21 protein-coding genes and 1 riboswitch are annotated in these 21854 nt (G+C 62.0%); of the genes, 5 read left to right on the top strand and 16 right to left on the bottom strand.

Translation table 11 applies throughout. The annotated features are described in order from the left end of the window. Positions 1-113: 113 nt before the first annotated feature. Positions 114-194, top strand: a riboswitch (ZMP/ZTP riboswitch). Positions 195-215: 21 nt separating this feature from the next. Continuing rightward, positions 216-719 (top strand): protein tyrosine phosphatase family protein, encoded by a 504-nt coding sequence (locus ACE4RL_RS09155; protein ID WP_375600185.1) that lies wholly within the window; start codon positions 216-218, stop codon positions 717-719. Positions 720-728: 9 nt separating this feature from the next. Here the strand turns inward: ACE4RL_RS09155 and ftsA are convergent, their stop codons facing one another. The 13 genes from ftsA to rsmH form a co-directional block, all read right to left on the bottom strand. Continuing rightward, positions 729-2027: a cell division protein FtsA gene (ftsA, locus tag ACE4RL_RS09150; RefSeq protein ID WP_375600184.1), complete on the bottom strand. Its 1299-nt coding sequence runs from the start codon at positions 2025-2027 to the stop codon at positions 729-731. An 11-nt stretch (positions 2028-2038) separates the two neighbouring features. After that, positions 2039-2920 carry a cell division protein FtsQ/DivIB gene (locus ACE4RL_RS09145; RefSeq protein WP_375600183.1) on the bottom strand — a complete coding sequence of 294 codons (882 nt, stop codon included), beginning with the start codon at positions 2918-2920 and terminating at the stop codon, positions 2039-2041. Further along, positions 2908-3828 (bottom strand): D-alanine--D-alanine ligase, encoded by a 921-nt coding sequence (locus ACE4RL_RS09140; protein ID WP_375600182.1) that lies wholly within the window; start codon positions 3826-3828, stop codon positions 2908-2910. The genes ACE4RL_RS09145 and ACE4RL_RS09140 overlap by 13 nt, the downstream gene beginning before the upstream one ends. Continuing rightward, positions 3825-5243, bottom strand: coding sequence for a UDP-N-acetylmuramate--L-alanine ligase (murC, locus tag ACE4RL_RS09135; RefSeq protein ID WP_375600181.1), 1419 nt, complete (start codon positions 5241-5243; stop codon positions 3825-3827). The genes ACE4RL_RS09140 and murC overlap by 4 nt, the downstream gene beginning before the upstream one ends. Then, complete coding sequence (gene murG, locus ACE4RL_RS09130; RefSeq protein ID WP_375600180.1) at positions 5240-6358, bottom strand: undecaprenyldiphospho-muramoylpentapeptide beta-N-acetylglucosaminyltransferase; 1119 nt, start codon at positions 6356-6358, stop codon at positions 5240-5242. Before murG ends, murC begins: the two co-directional genes overlap by 4 nt. Continuing rightward, positions 6355-7515 carry an FtsW/RodA/SpoVE family cell cycle protein gene (locus tag ACE4RL_RS09125; protein ID WP_375600259.1) on the bottom strand — a complete coding sequence of 387 codons (1161 nt, stop codon included), beginning with the start codon at positions 7513-7515 and terminating at the stop codon, positions 6355-6357. Before ACE4RL_RS09125 ends, murG begins: the two co-directional genes overlap by 4 nt. Before the next feature lie 192 nt (positions 7516-7707). Beyond that, positions 7708-8493: a DUF4394 domain-containing protein gene (locus ACE4RL_RS09120; RefSeq protein ID WP_375600179.1), complete on the bottom strand. Its 786-nt coding sequence runs from the start codon at positions 8491-8493 to the stop codon at positions 7708-7710. A gap of 117 nt (positions 8494-8610) precedes the next feature. Further along, positions 8611-9696, bottom strand: coding sequence for a phospho-N-acetylmuramoyl-pentapeptide-transferase (mraY, locus tag ACE4RL_RS09115; protein WP_375600178.1), 1086 nt, complete (start codon positions 9694-9696; stop codon positions 8611-8613). 26 nt (positions 9697-9722) lie between these two features. Continuing rightward, the gene (gene murF / locus ACE4RL_RS09110) at positions 9723-11114 is read right to left on the bottom strand and encodes a UDP-N-acetylmuramoyl-tripeptide--D-alanyl-D-alanine ligase (protein WP_375600177.1); all 1392 of its coding nucleotides are present in this window, start codon (positions 11112-11114) and stop codon (positions 9723-9725) included. Between the two features lie 159 nt (positions 11115-11273). Continuing rightward, the gene (locus ACE4RL_RS09105; RefSeq protein ID WP_375600258.1) at positions 11274-12710 is read right to left on the bottom strand and encodes a UDP-N-acetylmuramoyl-L-alanyl-D-glutamate--2,6-diaminopimelate ligase; all 1437 of its coding nucleotides are present in this window, start codon (positions 12708-12710) and stop codon (positions 11274-11276) included. A 9-nt stretch (positions 12711-12719) separates the two neighbouring features. Continuing rightward, a complete protein-coding gene (locus tag ACE4RL_RS09100) occupies positions 12720-14456 on the bottom strand; it encodes a peptidoglycan D,D-transpeptidase FtsI family protein (protein ID WP_375600176.1) in 1737 nt (578 codons plus the stop codon). Beyond that, the gene (locus tag ACE4RL_RS09095; protein WP_375600175.1) at positions 14456-14839 is read right to left on the bottom strand and encodes a hypothetical protein; all 384 of its coding nucleotides are present in this window, start codon (positions 14837-14839) and stop codon (positions 14456-14458) included. Before ACE4RL_RS09095 ends, ACE4RL_RS09100 begins: the two co-directional genes overlap by 1 nt. Next, on the bottom strand, positions 14836-15837 hold the full coding sequence (rsmH, locus tag ACE4RL_RS09090) for a 16S rRNA (cytosine(1402)-N(4))-methyltransferase RsmH (RefSeq protein WP_375600174.1): 1002 nt from the start codon (positions 15835-15837) through the stop codon (positions 14836-14838). The genes ACE4RL_RS09095 and rsmH overlap by 4 nt, the downstream gene beginning before the upstream one ends. Positions 15838-16043: 206 nt before the next feature. On the opposite strand from rsmH, the gene ACE4RL_RS09085 reads away from it, so the two are divergent. From ACE4RL_RS09085 to ACE4RL_RS09075, 3 genes are read left to right on the top strand one after another with little or no spacing between them, the layout of a single operon-like run. Next, the gene (locus ACE4RL_RS09085) at positions 16044-17540 is read left to right on the top strand and encodes a CHASE3 domain-containing protein (protein ID WP_375600173.1); all 1497 of its coding nucleotides are present in this window, start codon (positions 16044-16046) and stop codon (positions 17538-17540) included. Then, positions 17537-17980 (top strand): response regulator, encoded by a 444-nt coding sequence (locus ACE4RL_RS09080; protein WP_375600172.1) that lies wholly within the window; start codon positions 17537-17539, stop codon positions 17978-17980. Before ACE4RL_RS09085 ends, ACE4RL_RS09080 begins: the two co-directional genes overlap by 4 nt. Then, positions 17981-19012 (top strand): histidine kinase dimerization/phosphoacceptor domain -containing protein, encoded by a 1032-nt coding sequence (locus ACE4RL_RS09075; RefSeq protein WP_375600171.1) that lies wholly within the window; start codon positions 17981-17983, stop codon positions 19010-19012. On the opposite strand, the gene ACE4RL_RS09070 is transcribed toward ACE4RL_RS09075, so the two are convergent. Continuing rightward, positions 19009-19149 carry a hypothetical protein gene (locus ACE4RL_RS09070; protein WP_375600170.1) on the bottom strand — a complete coding sequence of 47 codons (141 nt, stop codon included), beginning with the start codon at positions 19147-19149 and terminating at the stop codon, positions 19009-19011. The two genes, ACE4RL_RS09075 and ACE4RL_RS09070, sit on opposite strands and share 4 nt — an antisense overlap. Positions 19150-19239: 90 nt before the next feature. On the opposite strand from ACE4RL_RS09070, the gene ACE4RL_RS09065 reads away from it, so the two are divergent. Then, on the top strand, positions 19240-19626 hold the full coding sequence (locus ACE4RL_RS09065) for a DUF302 domain-containing protein (protein WP_375600169.1): 387 nt from the start codon (positions 19240-19242) through the stop codon (positions 19624-19626). 186 nt (positions 19627-19812) lie between these two features. On the opposite strand, the gene ACE4RL_RS09060 is transcribed toward ACE4RL_RS09065, so the two are convergent. Together ACE4RL_RS09060 and ACE4RL_RS09055 are read right to left on the bottom strand one after the other, a co-directional pair. After that, entirely contained in the window at positions 19813-20157 is a 345-nt protein-coding gene (locus ACE4RL_RS09060) for a hypothetical protein (RefSeq protein WP_375600168.1), read from the bottom strand. 554 nt (positions 20158-20711) lie between these two features. Beyond that, a complete protein-coding gene (locus ACE4RL_RS09055) occupies positions 20712-21644 on the bottom strand; it encodes a patatin-like phospholipase family protein (protein ID WP_375600167.1) in 933 nt (310 codons plus the stop codon). Positions 21645-21854: the final 210 nt, after the last annotated feature.

The raw sequence follows: 21854 nt of genomic DNA, 5'->3' as shown, positions 1-21854 counted from the left end.
CGCGCAAATTGCGACACCCCCTCGTTACGCGTTCACTCCCGGTTAACCACGACAATTGCGAAAGGCGGATTGCAGCTTCTGCTTGACCTGCGCCCCCTGTCCGGAAAACACTTCCTTGTCCGTGTGACTGGCGCTTGCAGGTGGAGGACCACTGGGAAGCACGAGGACCGTTGCCGTGCGCCTGGGCATTATCCACCGATGTGAAGGAACATGCCGTGACTCACGAGATATTGGCGTTTGCTTCTAGCGGAGATCCCGCAGAAATTCTCAACTGGCGCAGGTTCAACGCCCGACTGACAACCTCCGGCCAGCCGACATTGATCCAACTCGCCAAGCTCGGTGAGCTTGGCGTGACGCATGTGATCAATCTGGGTCCAAATAGCCACGAGAACGCCTTGCCGGACGAGCGGCGGGCGCTCGCGGCGTTGGACATTGACTACACTTATATCCCTGTCGATTTCTCGGCGCCGGCAGAGGCCGATTTCCAGCGGTTCCGGACCGCTATGGCGGATGCAGAAGATGCCGTTTTACACATCCATTGTATCTACAATGCGCGCGTCACGGCCTTTCTGTACCGTGACAGCATTGACGGCCCGGACACTCCACTTGCAGCCTCGATTATGGAAAGCGTTTGGCGGCCAGGTGGCGTTTGGGCGCAATTCATAGGCAAGGGCGACCGGGCGCAGGAGCCCCATCGCTATGCGGGGCGAGACTACTAGTCGAACGACCTAAAAACTGCTCCGCAGCCAGTTGCCCACCCTGGCAATATACCCATCCGTCCCGGTCAGCTTCCGCGCGCCCCGCGGCTCCACATATTCCTGGGCGCAGACCTGCGGATAGACCAGCATGCCAGCCATGGTGGCAAAGGCGGCGCCCTTGGCGATCTCTGGAAGACCGGAAATGCCCATCGGCCGGCCATTGCGCACGTTGCGCGCCAGAATGCGCCGCGCCACTTCCGGCAGGCCGGTCATTTCGCTGGCGCCCCCGGTCAGCACAAAGCGGCGGCCGCATACATCCATCATGCCGGTGGCCTGCATCCGGTCGCGGATCGCCGTGAGGATTTCCTCGATGCGCGGCCGCATGATGCGGGTCAGTACGGCGCGCGGAATCTGCCCCGGCGCTTCATCATGTGAAGCCCCAACCGGCTGAATGGCGATCATCTCGCGCTCGTCGGCCTGCCCCGGCAACACCGAGCCATGCAGGGTCTTGAGGCGTTCGGCATCGGCCACGCTCACCGAAAGCTGCCGCGCAATATCAAGCGTCAGATGATGCCCGCCAATGGCGATGGCATCGGCATAGACCATGTGCCCATCATTGAAGACCGAAACCGTGGTAGTCGCGCCGCCAAAGTCGACGCACGCCACGCCGAGTTGCGCCTCGTCATCGACCAGCGTCGCCAGGCCGGAGGCATAGGGCGTGGCCACCAGCGCCTCGATCTGCAAATGGCACCGGTGCAGCACCAGTTCCAGATTGCGCATGGCCAGCGTCTCAGCACTTACCACCGCAACATCCACGCCCAGCTTTTCGCCGACCATGCCCTTGGGGTCGCGAATGCCTTTCTGCCCATCCAATGCGTAACCGATCGGCAACGCATGGACAATCGAGCGTTCCGGCCGCACCGAACGCGAATTGACTGCCTTGAGCACGCGGAAAATGTCCGCCTTCTCAACCTCCTGCCCATCCAGCGACACGGCAGCCGAGAATGTCTCCGAGCCCAACCGGCCGGCCGTCACATTGACCAATACGCTTTCCAGCGTCAGGCCGGCGGCGCGTTCCGCCATGCCCACGACATTGCGAATGGCCTGCTCGGCCTTGTCGATATCGGTCACGACACCGCTCTTGACCCCGGCGGCCGGGCCATAGCCGAAGCCGATGACTTCGGCCTGATGCGTGCGGCCCCTGAGCGCCTTGCCCTCGGCCCGCGGCACCAGCCGCGCAATCACGCAGCAGATCTTGGTGGAGCCAATGTCCAGCACCGCCACCAGGGTGGTCTTGCCCGGCTGAACCGGCCGCAGCCGGGAAGTCATCGCATCGCTCATCATGATTTGTCGGGATCTTCGTCAGTCTTGTTGGGGCGCACGGCAACCACGCTGTCGATGCGCAGATCGATCACCGACACGTCGCGGTCGAGCAGTTGATAGTCGTTCTGATAGGACACGAGCCGTGCCATAGCCTGTGCCACGCCCTGCTCTGGCAGTTGCACCCGCAGGCCCGTATCAAAGATCAAATCCCAGCGCCGGTCGGCTATGCGCGACAGCGCGACCAGACCATCCTGCAGCAGCGGAAAACCATTGAGCGCCCGGATCATCACCAGCGCATCGTCTGCCGCACCATCGCCGATCACCAGCGGCAGCCCAGAATAGTCGGGACCGGCCTCGGCAATCTGCTCACCCCGGCCATCGATCAGGAAGGTCACGCCATCGACAGCCCAGCGCGCTACCGGCGTCTTCTCGGTGATGACCACGTCGACATCGCCCGGATAGGTCTTGCGTACGATGACCGTTTCGACAGCCGGCAGTTCAGCCACGCGCTGGCGCGCCGCCTCCACGTCAAAACCCAGCGTCGATGTATGCGGCTGGATGCCCAGCGCATCGAAAATGTCCTGCTCCCGAGTGAGCGACTGGCCCGAAATCGAGATTTCGCCGATGGCGAGCCCCGCCTGGGCGAAATTGCCCTGGGCAACACCACCCAGTGTATTGGCCAATTGGCCGATCGGCTCGCGCACCTGGTACAGGGCAAAACCTGCAGCGAGCACCAGCGCCACCATCGCACTGCGGCGGATCAGTCCACCATGCAGCACCAGGGCACGGTTGATATGGTTGGCAAGCTTCCAGCGCGGCTTGCGGATCGGAACAGGCAGCGCGCGGGGGTCCACCAGCCGCGCCCCGGCGAGAAAGGTCTCGCTCTTTACCTGTTGCAACTCGCGTCCTCCACCATCCAGGAGACCAGCTCTTCGTAGGAGTGCCCGGCGTGAGCCGCCTGCTCGGGCACCAGTGAGGTCGGCGTCATGCCCGGCTGGGTATTGATTTCCAGACAGACAAGTTCGCCTTCTTCGCCCACCGCATCGTTGTACCGGAAGTCGGTACGGGTCACGCCGCGGCAGCCGATAGCCGCATGGGCGGCCAGTGCCATCTTCTGCACTTTGTCGTAAATTTTCGGTTTCAGATCGGCCGGAATAACGTGAACTGACCCGCCTTGGGCGTATTTCGCCTCATAATTGTAGAAGGTCAGTTCGGTGACGATCTCGGTCACCCCCAGTGCCACGTCGCCCATCACCGCACAGGTCAGCTCGCGCCCCGGAATATAGCGCTCGACCATCACCTCTTCGCCCGAGTTCCAGTCTTCGCGCAGGATTTCCTGCGGCGGATGGCTGGTCTCGCCCTTGACGATGAACACCCCGAAGCTCGATCCGTCGGCGATCGGCTTGATCACGTAGGGCGGCGGCATCACATGCGCCCTGCCCGCCTCGGCCCGGTTCACGATCACATGGTCGGTCACCGGCACGCCTGCGGACTTGAGCGTGATCTTGGCCTGGTGCTTGTCCATCGCCAGTGCCGAGGCCAGCACGCCCGAATGGGTATAGGGAATCTGCAGCAGCTCCAGCAGGCCCTGAATCATCCCGCTCTCGCCAAACGGCCCATGCAGGGCATTGAATGCCACTTCCGGCTTCAGCTCCGCCAGCACATTGGCAATGTCGCGCCCAACGTCGACTTCGGTGACCCGGTAGCCTGCCCGCCGCAAAGCCGCTGCGCATTCTGTCCCCGAACTCAGCGAAACCGGCCGCTCATTGGACCACCCGCCCATCAGGACGGCGACATGCTTGCTCATTTGTCAGTCTCGCCCATCAGCGCCTCGAGCTCACCCGGCAGAGCCGCAGCCCATTGCGTGATATTGCCCGCGCCTAGGCACACGACATAATCCCCTTCCTCGACCCTCGAGGCCAAGAGCGGCGCCAGCGCTTCGGGCCGGTCGATCACCCGCGCATCGCGATGCCCGCGCGCCCTTATGCGATTGACCAGCTCCTCATGCGTCACGCCCGGCAACGGCTGTTCACCAGCCGCATAGATGGGCGCCACAATCACCGTATCGGCATCATTGAAACAGGCCGCGAAGTCATCGAACAAATCGTTGACGCGCGAATAGCGGTGCGGCTGCACCACCGCGATCACGTCGCGCCGCGCCGACTGCCGCGCAGCCCGAAGCACTGCCGATATTTCTACCGGATGGTGCCCATAATCATCGATTACCGTGACCCCGCCGACTTCGCCGGTCTTGGTGAAGCGCCGCTTCACCCCGGTGAACTCACGCAATCCCTTGCGGATCGCCTCAGCCGGTACATGCAGTTGGTCCGCAACAGCAATCGCAGCGATGGCATTGAGCGCATTGTGAATGCCCGGCATGGGCAGTTCCAGCCCATCTATGCGCAACTGCGTTTGCCGGATGCGGTCGCGGATTTCCACGGAGAAATGCTGCACGCCGTCGCGGTTTTCTAGATCGATCAGCCGCACATCGGCCTGCGGATTGCGGCCATAGGTAATCACGCGGCGATCGCGGATTTCGCCCACCAGCGCCTGCACCTCGGGGTGATCCAGGCACATCACGGCAAAACCATAAAACGGCACATTCTCCACGAACTGGTGGAAAGCCTTTTTCACGCCCTCGAAGCTGCCATAGTGATCCAGGTGCTCGGCATCGATATTGGTCACCACCGCCACGTCGGCCGGCAGCTTGACGAAGGTGCCGTCGCTCTCGTCGGCCTCCACAACCATCCACTCGCCGCCGCCCAGCCGCGCATTGGTGCCATAGGCATTGATGATGCCGCCATTGATCACCGTCGGATCGAGATTGCCCGCATCGAGCAGTGTTGCGACCAGCGTTGTCGTGGTGGTCTTGCCATGCGTGCCGCCAATGGCAATGGCGGTCTTGAAGCGCATGATCTCGGCCAGCATCTCGGCCCGGCGCACCACCGGCAGCGCCCGCGCCCGCGCCGCCATCAGCTCCGGATTATCCTTCTTGATAGCCGAGGAAACGACGACCACCTCGGCTTTGCCCAGATTATCGCCGCTCTGGCCGATCTCGACCTTGATCCCCATGTCGCGCAGCCGCTGCACATTGGGATTGAGCGCGGCGTCAGAGCCCTGAACCACATATCCCTGGTTGTGCAGGATTTCGGCGATACCGCTCATGCCGATGCCGCCTATGCCGATGAAATGAACCGGCCCGATATTGCGGGGCATCTTCATGGTGTGGATCTCCCTTCGATCTGGCTATTCTTGCCGGCCAGCGTCTCAGCAATATCGGCCAGCCGCTCGACTGCGGCGGGCTTGCCCAGCGCGGCCGCGGCGCCTGCAGCGCGCTTGAGCCGGTCCGGATCGCTCAATAACCCGTGAAGTCGAGTGGCAAGCGATTGCGGTGAAAGCGTGGCCTGCTCGGCCACCCAGCCACCGCCGCCCTCTTCCAGAAACAGGGCATTGTGCTTCTGGTCTGAATCCAGCGAGCCGGGCAGCGGAATGAGAATGGCCGGACGCCCGATGACGCAAAGCTCGGTCACCGTGGAGGCCCCCGCCCGTCCGATGACCAGATGCGCATCGGCAATCCGCTCGGGCAGGTCCGCTATGAAGCTCGACAGTTCCACGCTGGTGCGCGATTGCCGATAGCTCTCAGCCACTCGCTCGATATCCTCGGCCCGCGCCTGCTGCAGGATTTGCAGCCGGTTTCGCATGGCTTCGGGCAGTAATGCTATGGCCGCCGGCACGATGTCTGACAGCGCCCGCGCGCCCTGGCTGCCACCGGTCACCACCAGCCGGATGGTCCCTTTCGGCCCCAGCGCGGGATAGGCCTTGCCGGCCAGCGGCCGCACGCGGTCGCGCACCGGATTGCCGGTCACGACCTTGTCCAGCCTCTGGTTCTCGGCAAAGCGCGTTTCCGGAAAGCTCATCGCCAGCACATCGGCAAAGCGCGCCAGCGCCCGGTTGGCCCGGCCCATCACCGCATTCTGTTCATGGAGCACCCCGGGGATACCCAGAAGGTTCGCGGCAACGAATGGCGGAAACGTCGGATAGCCGCCAAAACCGACCACCGCATCGGGCCGCAGCTTGCGCAATATGTTCCAGGCTGTGCCGATGCCGCGCAAAATGGTCATGCCCGCCCCGATCAGCTTGAGCGGATTGCTGCCCGAGGGCGTCGCCGCCGGCACGATATGGATGCGCCGGGCCGGAAAGTCGGCGCCATAGCTCTCCACCCGATGGTCGGTCATCAATTCGACCGCGTGGCCGCGCCGGATCAACTCCTGCGCCAGCGCCATGGCCGGAAACAGATGGCCACCCGTGCCACCGGCAATAAGAACAAATGTTTTCATTCGGCGGGGGCTACCACGGCACTGCGGTAACTGGGAAGGCCGGTCACCATGCGTTCCTCAGGCTTGGTACGCGTCAGCGCCAGCATCAGCCCCATGCCAAAGGCCACCGCGATCATCGAGGTGCCACCATAGGACACGAACGGCAGCGTCATGCCCTTGGCCGGCATCAAATTGAGGTTCACCGCCAGATTGATGCCCGACTGCATGGCAAATTGCGCCGCCAGCGTCGAAGCGGCAAGCCGGGCAAACAGGCTCGACTGGCGCTGCGCGGCGATCATCGCCCGAATGGCGATAAAGCCGATCAACACCACCAGCCCCATGCAGAACACGATGCCGAATTCCCCGGCGGCGGCCGAAAACACGAAGTCGGCATGGGCGTCCGGAATAAGCCGGTTGGCAACGGATTCGCCCGGCCCCCGGCCGAACCAGCCGCCTTCCATCAGCGACTGCAGCGCACGGTCCACCTGATAGGTATTGCCGTCTTCCGGATTGACGAAGGAGTCGATACGGCGCGCAAAATGCGGGAAGAACAAATAGCCGCCAACCAGCAGCCCGCCCGCTGCCCCACCAAGCCCGATAATCACCCACCAGGAAATGCCCGAGAAAAAAAGCAGCACGGCCCAGGTCGCCATCACCAGCGCCGTCTGACCGAGGTCCGGCTGCAGCAACAACGCACCGACCAGCAGCACCATGATCGCGGTTGCAATGGCGCGCCCCGGCACATTGCGATGGATCATGAATTCGGAGAACAGCCATGCGCCGATTACGGCAAAGGCCGGTTTGACGAATTCGGTCGGCTGGATCGTCTGCCCGCCCAGCGATATCCAGCGCCGGGCACCCTTCACCTCGGTTCCAAAGTACAGCGTCGCCCAGAGCAAAATGGTCATGACCACCAGCGTACCCAGCGCCACGAAACGGGCCTGCCGGTGACTAAGCAGCGATGTCGCCATCATTACCGGCACGGCGACGATGCAGAACATGGCGTGGCGGATCACGAAGTGCCACTCATCCAGCCCGATACGTTCGGCCACCGCCGGACTGGCCCCGAAACTGAGCACCATGCCAACCGCCAGCAGCATGACCAGTGCTCCGAGCAGTTCACGGTCAATCGACCACCACCACTCGGCCAAGGGCGTTTTTTCGGCGCGAGAAAACATCATCGGGAGAAAACCGGGCTACGCAATACAAACTGTATCGAGTGTATCAACCACTTGGTTACCGATTTGCCAAAGCCTTCGCGTTTTGCGAATCCCGCTCAAAAAGAAAGGCCACGGCACTGCCGCGACCTTCCATTCTTCACCTGCAATACGCCCGAACCTTGAACGAGATCGGGCACAACGCGACCGGTGTCACTGCAGGATGGCGAGATCTGTGATCATGCCATCAACGCCTTCGATCGGACCCCAGGCCTCGGCGGCGCCGCTTTCAAGGTCGACCGTGTGCAGGACGTTGTCGACGACCAGGAAAGCCGTATTGGTTAAGTCCTCAGTCGTGGCAATGTCGAAGGCATAGGCAGAGCCTTCCACGCCGAGCTTGCCGACGGCCGCCAGCGTACCGTCATTGGGCGAAACCTGCTGGATGAGCCCGTGAATGGTCGCGTCGATGTCATACATCGCGGTCGAGTCAGGCTTGCCATAGGAGTTGATATAGGCGGCCTCGACAATGTTTGGCGCCTCTCCGGCATGCATGTCTACGTCTTCGAAGGCCAGCGAGCCATCCACGGTCACCATGCCATCATCCACGTTGACGCGATGATTGGTGCCGTCCGTGCTCATCAGGCGCAGGCGGTCTGCCACGGGGTTGAAATCGACAATGGCGCCCTCATAGCTCGGCAGCATTTCCGACAGGGTCGACTTCACTGTTGCAGCGCCCGACGCGGTATCGATGATGACGACCTCGCCAGACAGCGTCACACCATAAAGCATCTTGTCTGCCGGGCGGACATCGATGCCGGCAAGGCCATCGATGCCGCTGATCTCCATCGTGCCGGACACCTCCCGGCTTTCGGTATCGAACATCACAAGGGTGCTGTCACCAACAAGCCCAATGGCGGGCATGGCAAGTGCGGCACCGGATAGAGCGGTAGAGGCGGCCAGAAATGCGGCTGTGAGTGAAAGGCGGGTCAAAATAATCACGTCAATATTCCTCGGATTGCCGCCGCGAAACGCAGCGGTCGCTGTCTCACGACAAACTGGTGTTGTCGCCTGCAGCTACGAAGAGGAATCGTTGAAAGTTTCAGATGCCGCCGGGATTTAGCGCAGTTTCAGACTCGACAGCCCGATCAGCGCCAGCACGAAGGAGATGATCCAGAACCGGATCACCACCTGGCTCTCGGTCCAGCCCAGATGCTCGAAATGGTGGTGGATCGGCGCCATGCGGAACACGCGCTTGCCGGTCAGCCGGAACGAAGTCACCTGCACGATCACCGACACCGTTTCGAGCACGAACAGTCCGCCGATGATCGCCAGCACGATCTCGTGCTTGGTGGCCACGGCGATGGTGCCAAGCGCACCGCCCAGGGCCAGCGATCCGGTATCGCCCATGAAGATCTGCGCCGGCGGCGCATTGAACCACAAAAAGCCCAAGCCCGCCCCGATCAGCGCCCCGCAGACCACCGCCAGTTCCGCCGTGCCCGGCACCGCGTTGAGCAGCAGATAATCGGCATAGTTTTGCGAACCGACGAGGTACGCGATCAACCCGAAACACGCCGCCGCCACCATCACCGGAACAATCGCCAGGCCATCCAGCCCGTCCGTCAGGTTCACCGAATTGCCCGCCGCAACCACCACGAAGCCGCCGAACAATATGTAAAAATACCCCAGGTTCAGCGCCAGATCTTTGACGAAGGGAAACAGCAGCGAGGTGCCATAGGACCCCGAAGCCAGTTGCGAAATAAAGAAGGCCGCAATGCCGCCGATCAGCGCTTCCAGAATGAGCCGCTGCTTCGAGCCGAAGCCGGTATGGCTCATCCGCTTGACCTTGAGATAGTCGTCGTAAAACCCGATAGCGCCAAACCCGATTGTGACGAAAAGCACCACCCAGACATAGCCATTGGTCAGGTTCGACCACAAAAGGGTCGAGATCACCGCGCCCGACAGGATCATCAGCCCGCCCATCGTGGGCGTGCCCTTCTTGGTCAGCAGGTGCCCCGCCGGTCCATCCTCGCGGATTGGCTGTCCCCGCCCCTGCTTGACGCGCAGGAGCGCTATCATCCCCGGCCCGAACAGGAACACGAAGAACAGCGCTGTCACCACCGCTCCGGCTGTGCGGAAGGTTATGTAGCGAAACACATTGAAGGCGGCGAGCTGCTCACCCAATTGGCCAAGGAAATAGAGCATTCTTGTCTACTACACTTTCGGGTGTGTCAGCTTTGTGCAAATCGCGATTTGATTTCTGTAACGACGCGCGACAGGCCCACACCGTTGGACCCTTTGACCATAATTGCGTCGCCATAGGCAAGGTCGCCCATGATGGCGTCCAGACCTTCTCCAATGGAGTTGTAGTGGCCAGCAAGCAGATCTTTGGGCAAGACGTCCGCCAGCGCCACCATGTTCTTGCCGACCAGATATACGCGTTCGGCGCCACCGTTCCTGACAGCATCGGCAAGCCCGGCATGCATCGCCGCACCCGCCTCGCCCAGCTCCAGCATGTCCCCCAGCACCACGATCTTGCGTCCGCCCGGCGCCTCCAGCGTCGAAAACACCTCCAGCGCCGCCTCCATGGAGGCGCTGTTGGCATTGTAGCTTTCATCGATCAGCAATAGCGGCCGGTCTTCCGGCCCCAGGCTCAGGCGCTGCCCACGCCCCGGCTGCGCCCCGAACCCCGCCAGCGCCCTCAGCGCCGTCTCGGGCTCAATCCCCGCCAGATGCCCCACTGCCAGCGCCGCCGTGGCATTGGACAGCATATGCCGCCCCGCCACACCCAACGTCAGCGCATGGGTGTCATCCCCGTGCACAATCGTCGCAAAGCTGCGGTCCGCTGCCATTTCGGGTGTTGTGATCTGCCAGTCGACGCCCCGCGCGAAGCCATAGGTTACCACGCGCCCCACGCCGGCCGCCGCCGCCAGCTCCAGCAGCAGATTGATCTGCGGGTGATCGGCATTGAGTACCGCCGTGCCGCCCGGCTCCAGCCCCTCGAAGATCTCGGCCTTGGCCCGTGCAATATTGTCGAGGCTCCCCAGCTTCTCCAGATGCGCCGGCGCGATGGTGGTAATCACCGCAACATGCGGCCGCACCAGCCGGCTCAGCGGCCGGATTTCATCGGGCGCATTCATGCCCATTTCGAACACACCGAACTGCGCCGTCTCCGGCATCCGCGCCAGCATCAGCGGCACGCCCCAATGATTGTTGAAGCTCTTGATCGAAGCATGAGTTTCGCCCGCCGCCTCGAACACCAGCCGCAGCGCCTCCTTGGTCGTGGTCTTGCCGACGCTACCCGTCACACCGGCGATAAACGCCCGGCTCCGCTCCCGCGCAGCCTCCGCAAGGTCGCGCAACCCGCCCAGCGCATCGGGCACGACAATCCGGCCTAGCCCCTCGTCCCGGCTGACCAGAGCCGCAACAGCCCCAGTCTCCAGCGCGGTATCGACAAAATCATGCCCATCGAACCGGTCGCCCTTGATGGCAACAAACAGCGCGTCGGGCCCCAGCTCACGACTATCGATAGAGATCGAATTGATCTCGGTCGCGGAGACACCGGACGCCTTGCCACCAGTAGCGGCCAGGATAGCGTCCAGAGTGAAGAGAGGAGGTGTCATCAGGGGTTTCCACGCACTGGATGTAACACCTCCCCCTTGATGGGGGAGGCTGGGATGGGGTGGCGGCCGAACACGGTTTCAGGAACATGAAAGCCCCTGTCCCCGGCACTTCCCCCAACGGGGAGGGTGGGGAGCAGTGCAGGTGGCAGCGTCTGCTCCCTATCCCTTAACCGCCGCCAAGACCACTTCATGGTCCGAGAAGTGCGATTTGGTGGTGCCGATGATCTGATAGGTCTCATGGCCCTTGCCGGCGACCAGCAGCACATCACCCGGCTTGAGCGATTTGACCGCCTCCTCGATGGCCTGCTTGCGATCGGCAATTTCCTTCGCCCCCTTGGCACCGGCCAGCACCTCGGCGCGAATAGCGGCAGGGTCCTCGGTGCGCGGATTGTCGTCAGTGACAATCACCACATCGGCAAGCTCGCTGGCAATTTCGCCCATTTGAGGGCGCTTGCCCTTGTCGCGGTCCCCGCCACAGCCGAACACCACCGACAGCTTGTTCTTGGCATGGGGCCTGAGCGTCTGCAGCGCCACGCGCAACGCCTCGGGCTTGTGCGAATAATCCACGAAGATCGCCGCCCCATTATGCTCGGCCACCAGCTCCAACCGGCCGCGGGCGCCCACCAGCTCCGGCAACGCGGCAAAGGCGTCCGCCTTGTCCACACCCGCCGACATGGCCAGAGCCGCCGCGATCAGCGCATTGGACACCTGGAACTCGCCCGGGATCTTGAGATGGAAACTGACTTTCTCTCCAACATGGCGCACGACCACGCGCTGCCCATAGCCTTCCGGCTCGATCGAGAGAATTTCCATATATGCGCCTTCGCGCCCCACCGTCAGCAGTGTCGCACTGGCCGAGAGCGCCGCGAACATGAACTGCTCATGCTCTGGGTCATCGACATTGACGATCGCCGCGCCGCCATCAACCAGGAGGTCCGTGAACAGCCGCAACTTGGCATTGCGATATTCGTCCATGTCCTTGTGATAGTCGAGATGGTCGCGGCTGAGATTGGTGAAGGCCACCGCCTCGAAATGCACGCCATCGAGCCTGTGCTGATCCAGCCCGTGGCTGGAGGCTTCCAGCGCCACGTGGTCGATGCCTTGCGCTTTGAGCGCGCGCATCGCCTGGTGCAGCGTCCGCGAGTCCGGCGTGGTCAGCGCGCCCTCGATGACACGCGTGGACGTCTCGATACCAAGCGTACCGATGCTCGCGCCGGGCACCCCGGCATGAGTCCATATCTGGCGCACAAATGAGGCCACCGAAGTCTTGCCGTTGGTGCCCGTCACCGCCACCAGGATTTCGGGCTGCGGTTCGAACACCCGGCTGGCCGCGCGTGCGTAAGACGCTCGGACGTCCTTGACGATTATCACCGGTACACCCGGATCACCTGGCGGGGCGGTATCGGTCACAACGGCCAGCGCGCCGCGCTGGACTGCATCCGCCACAAATTGATTGCCATGCACCTTGGCGCCCGGCAACGCAAAGAAGATGTCGCCCGGCTCGATCCGCCGGCTGTCTGAATTCAGCCCGAATACCGCACCAAGACCCTTCTTGGGACGGGCGCCGGACCCTTCGAGCAACTGGGTAACGCTGATAGACACCGATCAGAATCCTTCTGGATAGAGTTGTCGGACTTCCGCGGGCACGATTTGCTGATCGACGGCTTCGCTGAAGTCCGGGGCAATTCCAAGCATCGGGGCCACGCGCTGCACTACCCGGCCTGTCAGCGTGCCGGCATTCCAGCCCGCCGTCGTGCCCGATTGCGCATTTTCCGCCTTGGGTTCGTCCACCATGATCACCATGGCATAGCGCGGATTGTCGAGCGGGAAGGCCGAGGCGAAGAAGTTGGTGACCTTGCTGGATGAATAGCGCCCATCCACCACCTTTTCTGCCGTGCCGGTCTTGCCGCCCACGCGATAACCCTGCGCGGCCTTGTTCATCTGCGAGCCCGACCCGCCAGTCGATATCGCATTTAGCCGCATCAAATATCGCAGATAGCCGCTGGTCTCTGGCCGCAACACGCGCTCATAAAGCACCTCGGCCTCGGCCACATCGCGCTTGTATAGCGTCGGTGCGATGTAGTTGCCGCCATTCACAAAGGCCGCATAGGCCGTCACCATGTGTAGCGGCGACACCGACAGACCATGACCAAACGAGGCTGTCGCGGCCCCCACTTCCGAAAAGCTTTTCGGCACGGTCGGCACACGCATTTCAGGCAGCTCGAACTCCACGCGTTCATCGAATTTCATGCGGCTCAAAAAGGCACGGTAATTGTCCTTGCCCATCGCCTGCATGATGCGGATTGTGCCGATATTGGAGGAGTATTTATAGACCTCGGGCAGCGCCAGAATGCGATGCTTGCCATGGAAATCGTCAATCGTATAGCGCCCGAAACGGATGCCATAGCGCGCATCGAACTGATCAGTGATACGCACCGCGCCACTGTCCAGCGCCCCGGCCATGGTCACGGTCTTGAAGATCGAGCCAGGCTCGAAAATGCCCGAGGTAATGCGGTTGAATGTATCCTTGACCAGCGCTGTCGCCGGCTCGTTCGGATTGAAGTCGGGCACCGATGCCAGGGCGATGACTTCACCGGTGTAGATGTCCATCATCACGCCCGCCGCCGCGATGGCCTGGTATCGCGTCATGGCGTCCATCAACTGCTCGTGCAGCACATGTTGCACGCGCATATCGACCGAGAGCTCCACTGGCGTCAGCGCATTGCCGCGCGCCAACCCAAGTTCCTGCAGCAGCGCCACGGACTCGCTGTCCATATGCCGCTCGATACCGGCAATGCCCTGATTGTCCACATTGGTGGAACCCAGAATATGCGCCGCCTCGTTCATGCCGGGATAGAAGCGCTTGGATTCGGTGATGAAGTCGATGCCTGGAATACCCAGCCGCATCACCGCGTCCTGGATCGCCGGGGTCAGCTCCCGCTTGACCCAGACAAAGCCCTGGTCGCCGGTCAGCCTGTTACGCAGCCAATCCTCCTCGAGATCGGGCAGCACCGTGCGCAACTCGCGAACCGCCTCTTCCACATCGATGATCCGCCTTGGCTCCGCATAGAGCGATGGCACACGGATATCGACCGCCATTTCCAGCCCGTTGCGATCCAGGATTGGCGGCCGCGTCGCGGTAATCGCGTCGCGGGTTTGCCCCTCGATCGTCTGGTCGGTTTCAGCCATGCCCAGCTGCACCAGCCGGCCACTGACCAGTCCCAGTCCCAGCACCACGGCCAGAACCATCCAGCGGATGCGCGCTTGGGTCAGGTTTCCGCGCCGCTTGCGTGCGCCGTCGATAGCGATGGGCGGGGTAAACCCTTCATTGATGGCGGCCATTACTCGATACCCTCCATCTCAAGAATGGCATCGATCGGATCAATGCCTTCGGAAATGGCGGCAAAAAGGGCGTCCATCGCCGCCGTATCGGGCTTGGCCGGGCGCATGGGCAGCGCGGCGAAAGAACCGAACTGTTCCTGCTGCACCGGTCCGATACCCAGCTCTTCCTGATGACGCCGAACAATCGGGTCGATATGACCGGGCTGGTTCAGCACCGCCCAGTCAGCCTTGAGCAGGGACAATTGCCCTTCTTGGTCTTCGATCTGCGCCGCCAGCGCAGTGCGCTCGGAAGCCGTTCCTTCGATGGAAAATTTGAGCGCATAGACACCCGCCAGCATCACCAGCGACAGGACCAGCAGGAAGATATTGAGGGTCCGGATCATGCGGCGCCCCTCACCTGCGGCACACCCAGACCGGTAAAATCCACTGGGCGAGCCACCTCACCCGTGCGCACTGCACTGCGCAAAACCGCGGAGCGCGCACGTGGATTGCGCGCCAATTCCGCCTTGCCCGACTTCACCGCCTTGGCAACAGGCTGCCAGCGCCGCGGGGCCGCCTCGACCTGAGGCAGATGGCGCGATGCCGTCGGCCCGCCCTTGTCGGGATCAAAGAACCGCTTCACGATGCGATCTTCCAGCGAATGAAAGCTGACGACGGCCAGACGCCCGCCTTGCGTCAGCAGCCGCTCGGCCGCAAACAGGCCCTCGACCAACTGGTCAAACTCGCCATTCACGGCAATACGCAAGGCTTGGAACGTGCGGGTCGCGGGATGGGCGTCTCCCGGCTTTCTGCCGATGGCCTTTTCAACGATGCGCGCCAACTCCAGCGTCGTCGCAATCGGTGCTTCCTGCCGGGCCGCCACGATGAACTGGGCAATCCGGCGCGACTTGCGCTCCTCGCCATAGGCGTAAATCAGATTGGCCAGCGGCTCGGCATCGAGTTCATTCACCAGATCGGCGGCACTGGTCCCGTCCCGGCTCATGCGCATGTCGAGCGGCCCTTCGCGCATGAAGGAAAAGCCGCGCTCGGCCTGGTCGAGTTGCATCGAGGAGACACCGATATCGAGCACCACCGCATCGACCGCGCCGAAGTTTTCGACCAGATTGTCCAGCTCAGAGAATCTGCCAGCCACAAACGAGAAGCGATCGGGGAAATCGGCTTTAAGGGCGTCAACATGCGGCGCCACCGAGGGATCGCGGTCGATACCGATCACCTCGGCACCAGCCTCCAGCATGGCCCGCGAATAACCCCCTGCCCCGAAGGTGCCATCGACAACGCGACGACCGGCCATCGGCGCCAGGGCCGCCAGCACTTCTTCAAGCAGTACGGGCACATGCGGACCGCCCGGCTCATCGGTTTCGGGCAGGGAAGGCTTGCCCATATCCGCTAACACTCCACTCCGGCCGCAGGCGGACCGGTTACTTAAACTGACGACCGATCTTGCACAGCGACGCTTAAGATTCTGTTTCCCATTTTGCTTTGCCCAATAGCACCGTGGCCCATCATTTTTCCCGAGGCACTTAATCTATGCATATTGCCCTGTCGCGCCGTTCGGGCGATGTAAGGGGATAGCGAACCAGGAACACCATGCCGATCACCAGCAAGACATTCGTGCGGTCCACCGCCTTGCTGCTGCTCGTCGGCCTGCTGGCCCTCATGGGTATCGTGGGCACCACGCTCTGGCTAGTCGAGCGGACCCAAGTCTATTTCAATGAAGTCGTAGAAGCCCGTGAAGCCCGCGGCGCGACCGTAGACCTGCGTGCCCTTCTACAGGACGCCGAGACCAGCCAGCGCGGCTATGTCATCACCAGCGACCCGATTTATCTCGATCCATACAATGACGCGCTGCCCCTCATCGCCGAAGCACTAGCGCGTCTCGATGCCGTTCTGGCACCTTATCCACAAGCTGCCGATCCACTGGCCCAGCTTCACGCTGATATCGACTTCAAACTGTCCGAAATGAACCGGACCATCGATTTGGTCGCGGCAGGCCAGCGCAACCAGGCTATCGAAATTGTCAGCACGGACGCCGGCAACGAAGCCATGGAACGAGCCCGATCTTTTTTCGAGGCCCTGATCCGTGCTGCGGACGTCAGGATCGATAGCGGTGTGCGGGACCAGCGCGATACGGCCAACCTGCTGCGCATCGTGTCCATTGTCGGCGCACTGGCCATATTCGCGGTGATCGCCGGCGCCATTTGGGCAGTCCTGAGCTACACCCAGGAACTGGCCAATGCCCGCAAGGCAGTCGAGCAAGCCAATGCCGGGCTCGAAGAACGCGTGCGCGAACGCACTGCGGACCTGGGCAAGGCCAATGAGGAAATCCAGCGCTTCGCCTATATCGTGACGCACGATCTGCGCGCGCCCCTGGTCAATATCATGGGCTTTACCGCCGAACTCGAAACCAGCGTCGACGAGGTCAAAACCTATATGGAGGCCCAACCGGCCGCCGAGGACGACCCCCTCGCCGCCCAGGCCCGTCTCGCCGCCACCGAAGACCTGCCCGAGGCCATCAACTTCATCCGCGCCGCCACCCGCAAGATGGACGGGCTGATCAACGCCATCCTCAAAATTTCGCGCGAGGGCCGCCGCCAGCTCAATCCCGAGCCCGTCGAACTGTCCGAGATTGCTGAAACCAGCGCCGCCGCTGTGCACCACCAGATTGCCGAGAGCGATGGCAGCATCGAGACCGATATTCGCGTCGGTCAGCTCATTACCGACCGCCTCTCGCTTGAACAGATCCTGGGCAACATGCTGGACAACGCCGTCAAGTATCAGGAACCCGGCCGCCCCTTGCGCGTTGCCATTCGTGCCCGGCATGTGCCCGGCAATCGCGTCCATATTGAAATCGAGGACAATGGCCGGGGCATCGCCGACACCGACCACGAACGCGTGTTCGAGTTGTTCCGCCGCTCCGGCTCGCAGACCAGCGCCGGCGAGGGCATTGGCCTGGCCCATGTCCGCACCATGGTGCGCAGCCTTGGCGGCGACGTCACATTGACCTCCAAACTCGGCGAAGGCACCACCTTCATCATCAATCTGCCGCGCGATTCCCGCGCTTTTATAGGGAGACTTGGCGCATGAACAATGCACGGCCCGTCACAATAATAATGGTCGAGGACGATGAGGGTCACGCCCGCCTGATCGAAAAGAACATCCGCCGTGCCGGCGTCGCCAATGAGATCGTCCCCTTCACCAATGGCACCGATGCTCTGGCCTATCTGCTCGGCCCCGACGGCACCGGCCTCGTCAACAAGGGCCGGCAATTGCTCGTCCTGCTCGATCTCAACCTGCCCGACATGACCGGCATCGACATCCTCGAGAAGGTCAAGAACAACGAGCACACCAGGCGCTCACCCGTCGTTGTGCTCACCACCACCGACGACCAGCGAGAAATCCAGCGCTGCTACGACCTTGGCGCCAATGTCTACATCACCAAGCCGGTGGACTATGAGGGCTTCGCCAACGCCATCAAGCAGCTTGGCCTGTTCTTCTCTGTGATGCAGGTCCCCGAAGCAGAATAGATGCCCAACCGAACACCGCACGTGCTCTACATCGATGACGATCCAGGCCTGATCCGTCTGGTCGAAAAGGCCATGCAGCGGCGCGGCTACAACTTTTCGCATGCTCAGTCAGGCGAAGAAGGGCTCGATCTGATCCGCCAGGGCGGCATCGACGTCGTCGCGCTCGATCACTACTTGCCCACCGGCACCGGGCTCGATGTGCTCGCTGGCATGGAAGGCCTGGAGGATCATCCGGCCACCGTCTATGTCACCGGCTCTTCGGAAATGTCGATTGCGGTCAACGCACTCAAGGCTGGCGCGACCGACTTCGTGCCCAAGTCCGGCTCCGAAGACTTCATGCCCCTGCTGCTCTCGGCCATCGACCATGCCATTGACCATGTGCGCCTGTCCCGCGCCAAGGCCAAGGCCGAGCGGGAAACCGAAGAGGCCCGCGACCGCGCCGAAATGCTGCTCGGCGAGGTCAATCACCGCGTCGGCAATTCCCTGGCCATGGTCGCAGCCCTGGTTGGCCTGCAAGCCAACGCCGTCGAGGATCCCGAGGCCAAACGCGCTTTGGCTGAAACCCAGATGCGGATCCAGGCCATCGCCGGCGTGCACCGCCACCTCTATACCTCCGACGACGTCCGCACCGTCCAGATGGGCGAGTACATCAACAGCCTGATCGGCGAGCTGGAAAATTCCCTCCAGGCCGAGGGCAGCACCGCCAGTATTCGCCTCGATATCGAAGGCTTCCCGCTCCCCACCGAAAAGGTCGCCTCGCTCGGCGTCATTGTCACCGAGCTGGTCACCAACGCCCTCAAATACGCCTATGCCGATCGCGAACCGGGCGAGGTCCGCATCAATATGCGCCGCGACGGCAGCCTGGTACGCCTGGTGGTCGAGGACGACGGCATCGGCTGGACCGGCACCGGCAAGCCGCAAGGCACGGGCCTTGGCAGCCGCATCGTCAAGGCTATGGCCGTCAGCCTCAATGCCAGCGTCGCCTATGGCGATGGTCCTGGCACCCAGGTCATGGTGACTTTCGAAGGCTAGGCGCCCACAGCGTCTGCCGTCACCGCCCGCAATAACCGCTGCCGCACCACCGGCATGGTCACCGCCATTCCGCCCGTCTCGACCAGCACCTCGTCTAGCCCGGGCACAGGTTTGGGGCGCTCGACACTTTCGATCACGTCAGGAGCGCCGCAGCATTTTTTACAGATCGACGCGATCCATCTGGCCGCCCAGGCGTTCAGCTCACTCATCCCAGGAGGAGACAGAACGTGTATACTTTCGACAAGCAACTGCCTGACACCACATTTGCCGAGGCCGTGGCGCGCACCAAGCAGGTCCTGGCAGACAACGGCTTTGGCGTTTTGAGCGAGATAGACGTCCAGAAAACCATGAAGTCCAAGCTGGACGCCGACCTGCCCGGATACCTGATCCTTGGCGCCTGCAACCCGAAAATGGCATTCGAGGCATTGAAGCTCGAACCCCGGGTCGGCGCCATGTTGCCGTGCAACGTCATCGTCCGCGAACAGGAAAACGGCGTGGTCGAAGTCAGCGCCATTGACCCTGTCGCCTCCATGCAGGCCATCGGCAATGCGGAACTGCAAGCCGTGGCCGGCAAAGTTCAGGCCATGCTCTCCGATGTCGTAAAAGCGCTGTAGCGAGGGAGAACGAGATCTTCGTGGCTGAGTAGGGGTGGAGAGGGGACTGGCGGCTTGTGAGACGCTTGCGACCGCTCCGCGCCAGAAGCGGATTCTTGGCCGCGGTTCGACAGTCCGCCACCTGACAGTGCGCAGTCGTGGTCAGATCAAGATCAGCCAGTTGTGGCTCACGGTACGGCTGAGGGACTAGGAGAAATCGTCCCAGAACGTACCGAGCTCGTCGAAGAAGGCCTGGAATTGGTCCGGGTCCCAACTCGTGCGTTCACCCTTGCGCAGGAGCCAAGCGTTTTGGTTGGCGCACACCAGCTTGGTTTTGTCGGCGCCCTGAATGTACGCGTAGCACTTAAGGAAAGTGTCCTGGTATGAGCCGCCGAAGCGATCGTTTGGCACGTTCCAAAGTAGCCCCTCGATGTAGTACGACGGCGCAATGCCGCTCGGAATGATCCCGTCCGCCCGCATGCGATTGCGCATGTTCTTCCAGATGCGGACCATCGGCTTGAAGTAGCTCTTCGTCTGTTGATGCTTCGCCACGCAGTTCTCGCGGTGCTGCTTGGGAAGTTGGGGATCAGGGTGCCATCGGGCAGCTTGAAGCAGATGCCCTCGACGTACGAAGAGTCCTGGCGCCCGTTGAACCGGATGAAGCGCCGGTAGTCTGAACACGCAAGCACGTCAGCGGATCGGCGGCTGCCGTTGGCCTTGATGGTTAGCGCCTTGTCGCCCGGATCGAAGTCACCCTTGTACTGCTCACGCAGCCAGGTGGTAACGTCGGTGCGAAATTGCTCTTGGCTGTATTCAGCTTTTGTATGGTCGCGCCAGTAACGCTCCTTTTGGTCGGCCGGAAGCCGGCTCACGTCCGGATAATAGATCGATGCGGTCTTCAGGACGATGTCCACGTCGCTCTCAACGCCGAACACGTTGGTGTCGTTGCCGTAAGACCCCTGAAGGAACGACGTGACGCTTCTACCGGCATAGGGCGCATTCGCGCTCTCAATGACGGCCTTCACTGACTGATACGTGCTCGCTGACTGGATTTGCGATCCAATATGCGACCACGTGTCGAGCTGGCTTTCGGGGACGCTCACCGGTCACTCCTCCACTAGATATGCTTTGAGTTGCGCCTCTCGCGTGGCGAATGACTCGCGCCCACGCTGGAATAGGATGTCGAGCTTCCGCATGTCGTGCTCGAACAGGTCGGTCGCCATTTCCGGCGTCGTGAACCCGTCGCCAATCCTGACGGTTTGTATGTTCTTGAAGAGGATGGCGCGAAGTTGATCCATCGACTGCGTGTTGATCTCCAGCGTCTTCTGGAGCAGCTGCACGCTGAGGAGCTTTTTGGCCCACCACGCCTTCTGCAGCACGTTCAGCTGCGGCTCCGGATAGTTGCCCACGCCGATGCTCACAACACGCATCTTCTCGTGCGGTATGCCCAATGGCCCGGTGGCGTCAGCGATTGCGTAGAGGGTCGGATTATTGGCGCAGTAGCCGCCGTCAATAAGCTCGATGTTCTCCCCTGCGGCCGTCTTCACGACCTTCCGCTCGAAGAAGGGGAACGCCGAGCACGACGCCTCGACCGCTTCGCCGATGGGTACGCCGAAGCCAGGCACCCAAGTTCCGTGGCGGCCGTGAGCCTGGGCAATGTTCCCCTTAAAGATCATCGGCTTCTCGATGACCCACTTCGTGGTGACGATCCCGATGTTCGTCTTCACCTGGTCGAACTTGGCGTCGCCGAAGACCTCTTTGGCCAGCTTCGCCAGCGCCCGCGACTTGTCGGACGCCTCTTTCTGCGCGACGACCGAGACGACGTGTTTTTTGTACAGCTCGTGGATCTCCGTGACGCTATACCCGAGGGCTATGAGCGCCGCGATGATCGAGCCGGTACTTGTGCCGAAGATCAGGTTGAACCGCTCGTGCAAGCGGCAACCGATCATGCCCTCGATCTCGTGCAGCACCCCAAGGGAGTAGAAGCCCTTGGCTCCCCCGCCATCAAGGCTCAAAACGCGAAAATGGTCGGCCGGCATGGTGACGCCCTCCTGCCTCGTTCCACATCGGCCTATCTGATTCAGAGCCCTCAGAGTCGGAGAAATTCTCGACTTATCCCCGGTGAGCACAGTTACTCAGGTATCAATATTGGATACGTCAAAGTAAATCTCAATAAGGAGACCCACGGATCGAGATCCAGTGGAAGAGATGGCGGAGCAAAGAAGGGGCCAGAACCCGGAAGTCAGTGC

This window comes from Devosia polycyclovorans, assembly GCF_042181575.1.
In the GTDB taxonomy this organism is placed as follows: domain Bacteria; phylum Pseudomonadota; class Alphaproteobacteria; order Rhizobiales; family Devosiaceae; genus Devosia; species Devosia polycyclovorans.
The sequence above is the reverse complement of the archived record's forward strand: the minus strand, read 5'-3'. Positions and strand labels throughout refer to the sequence as shown.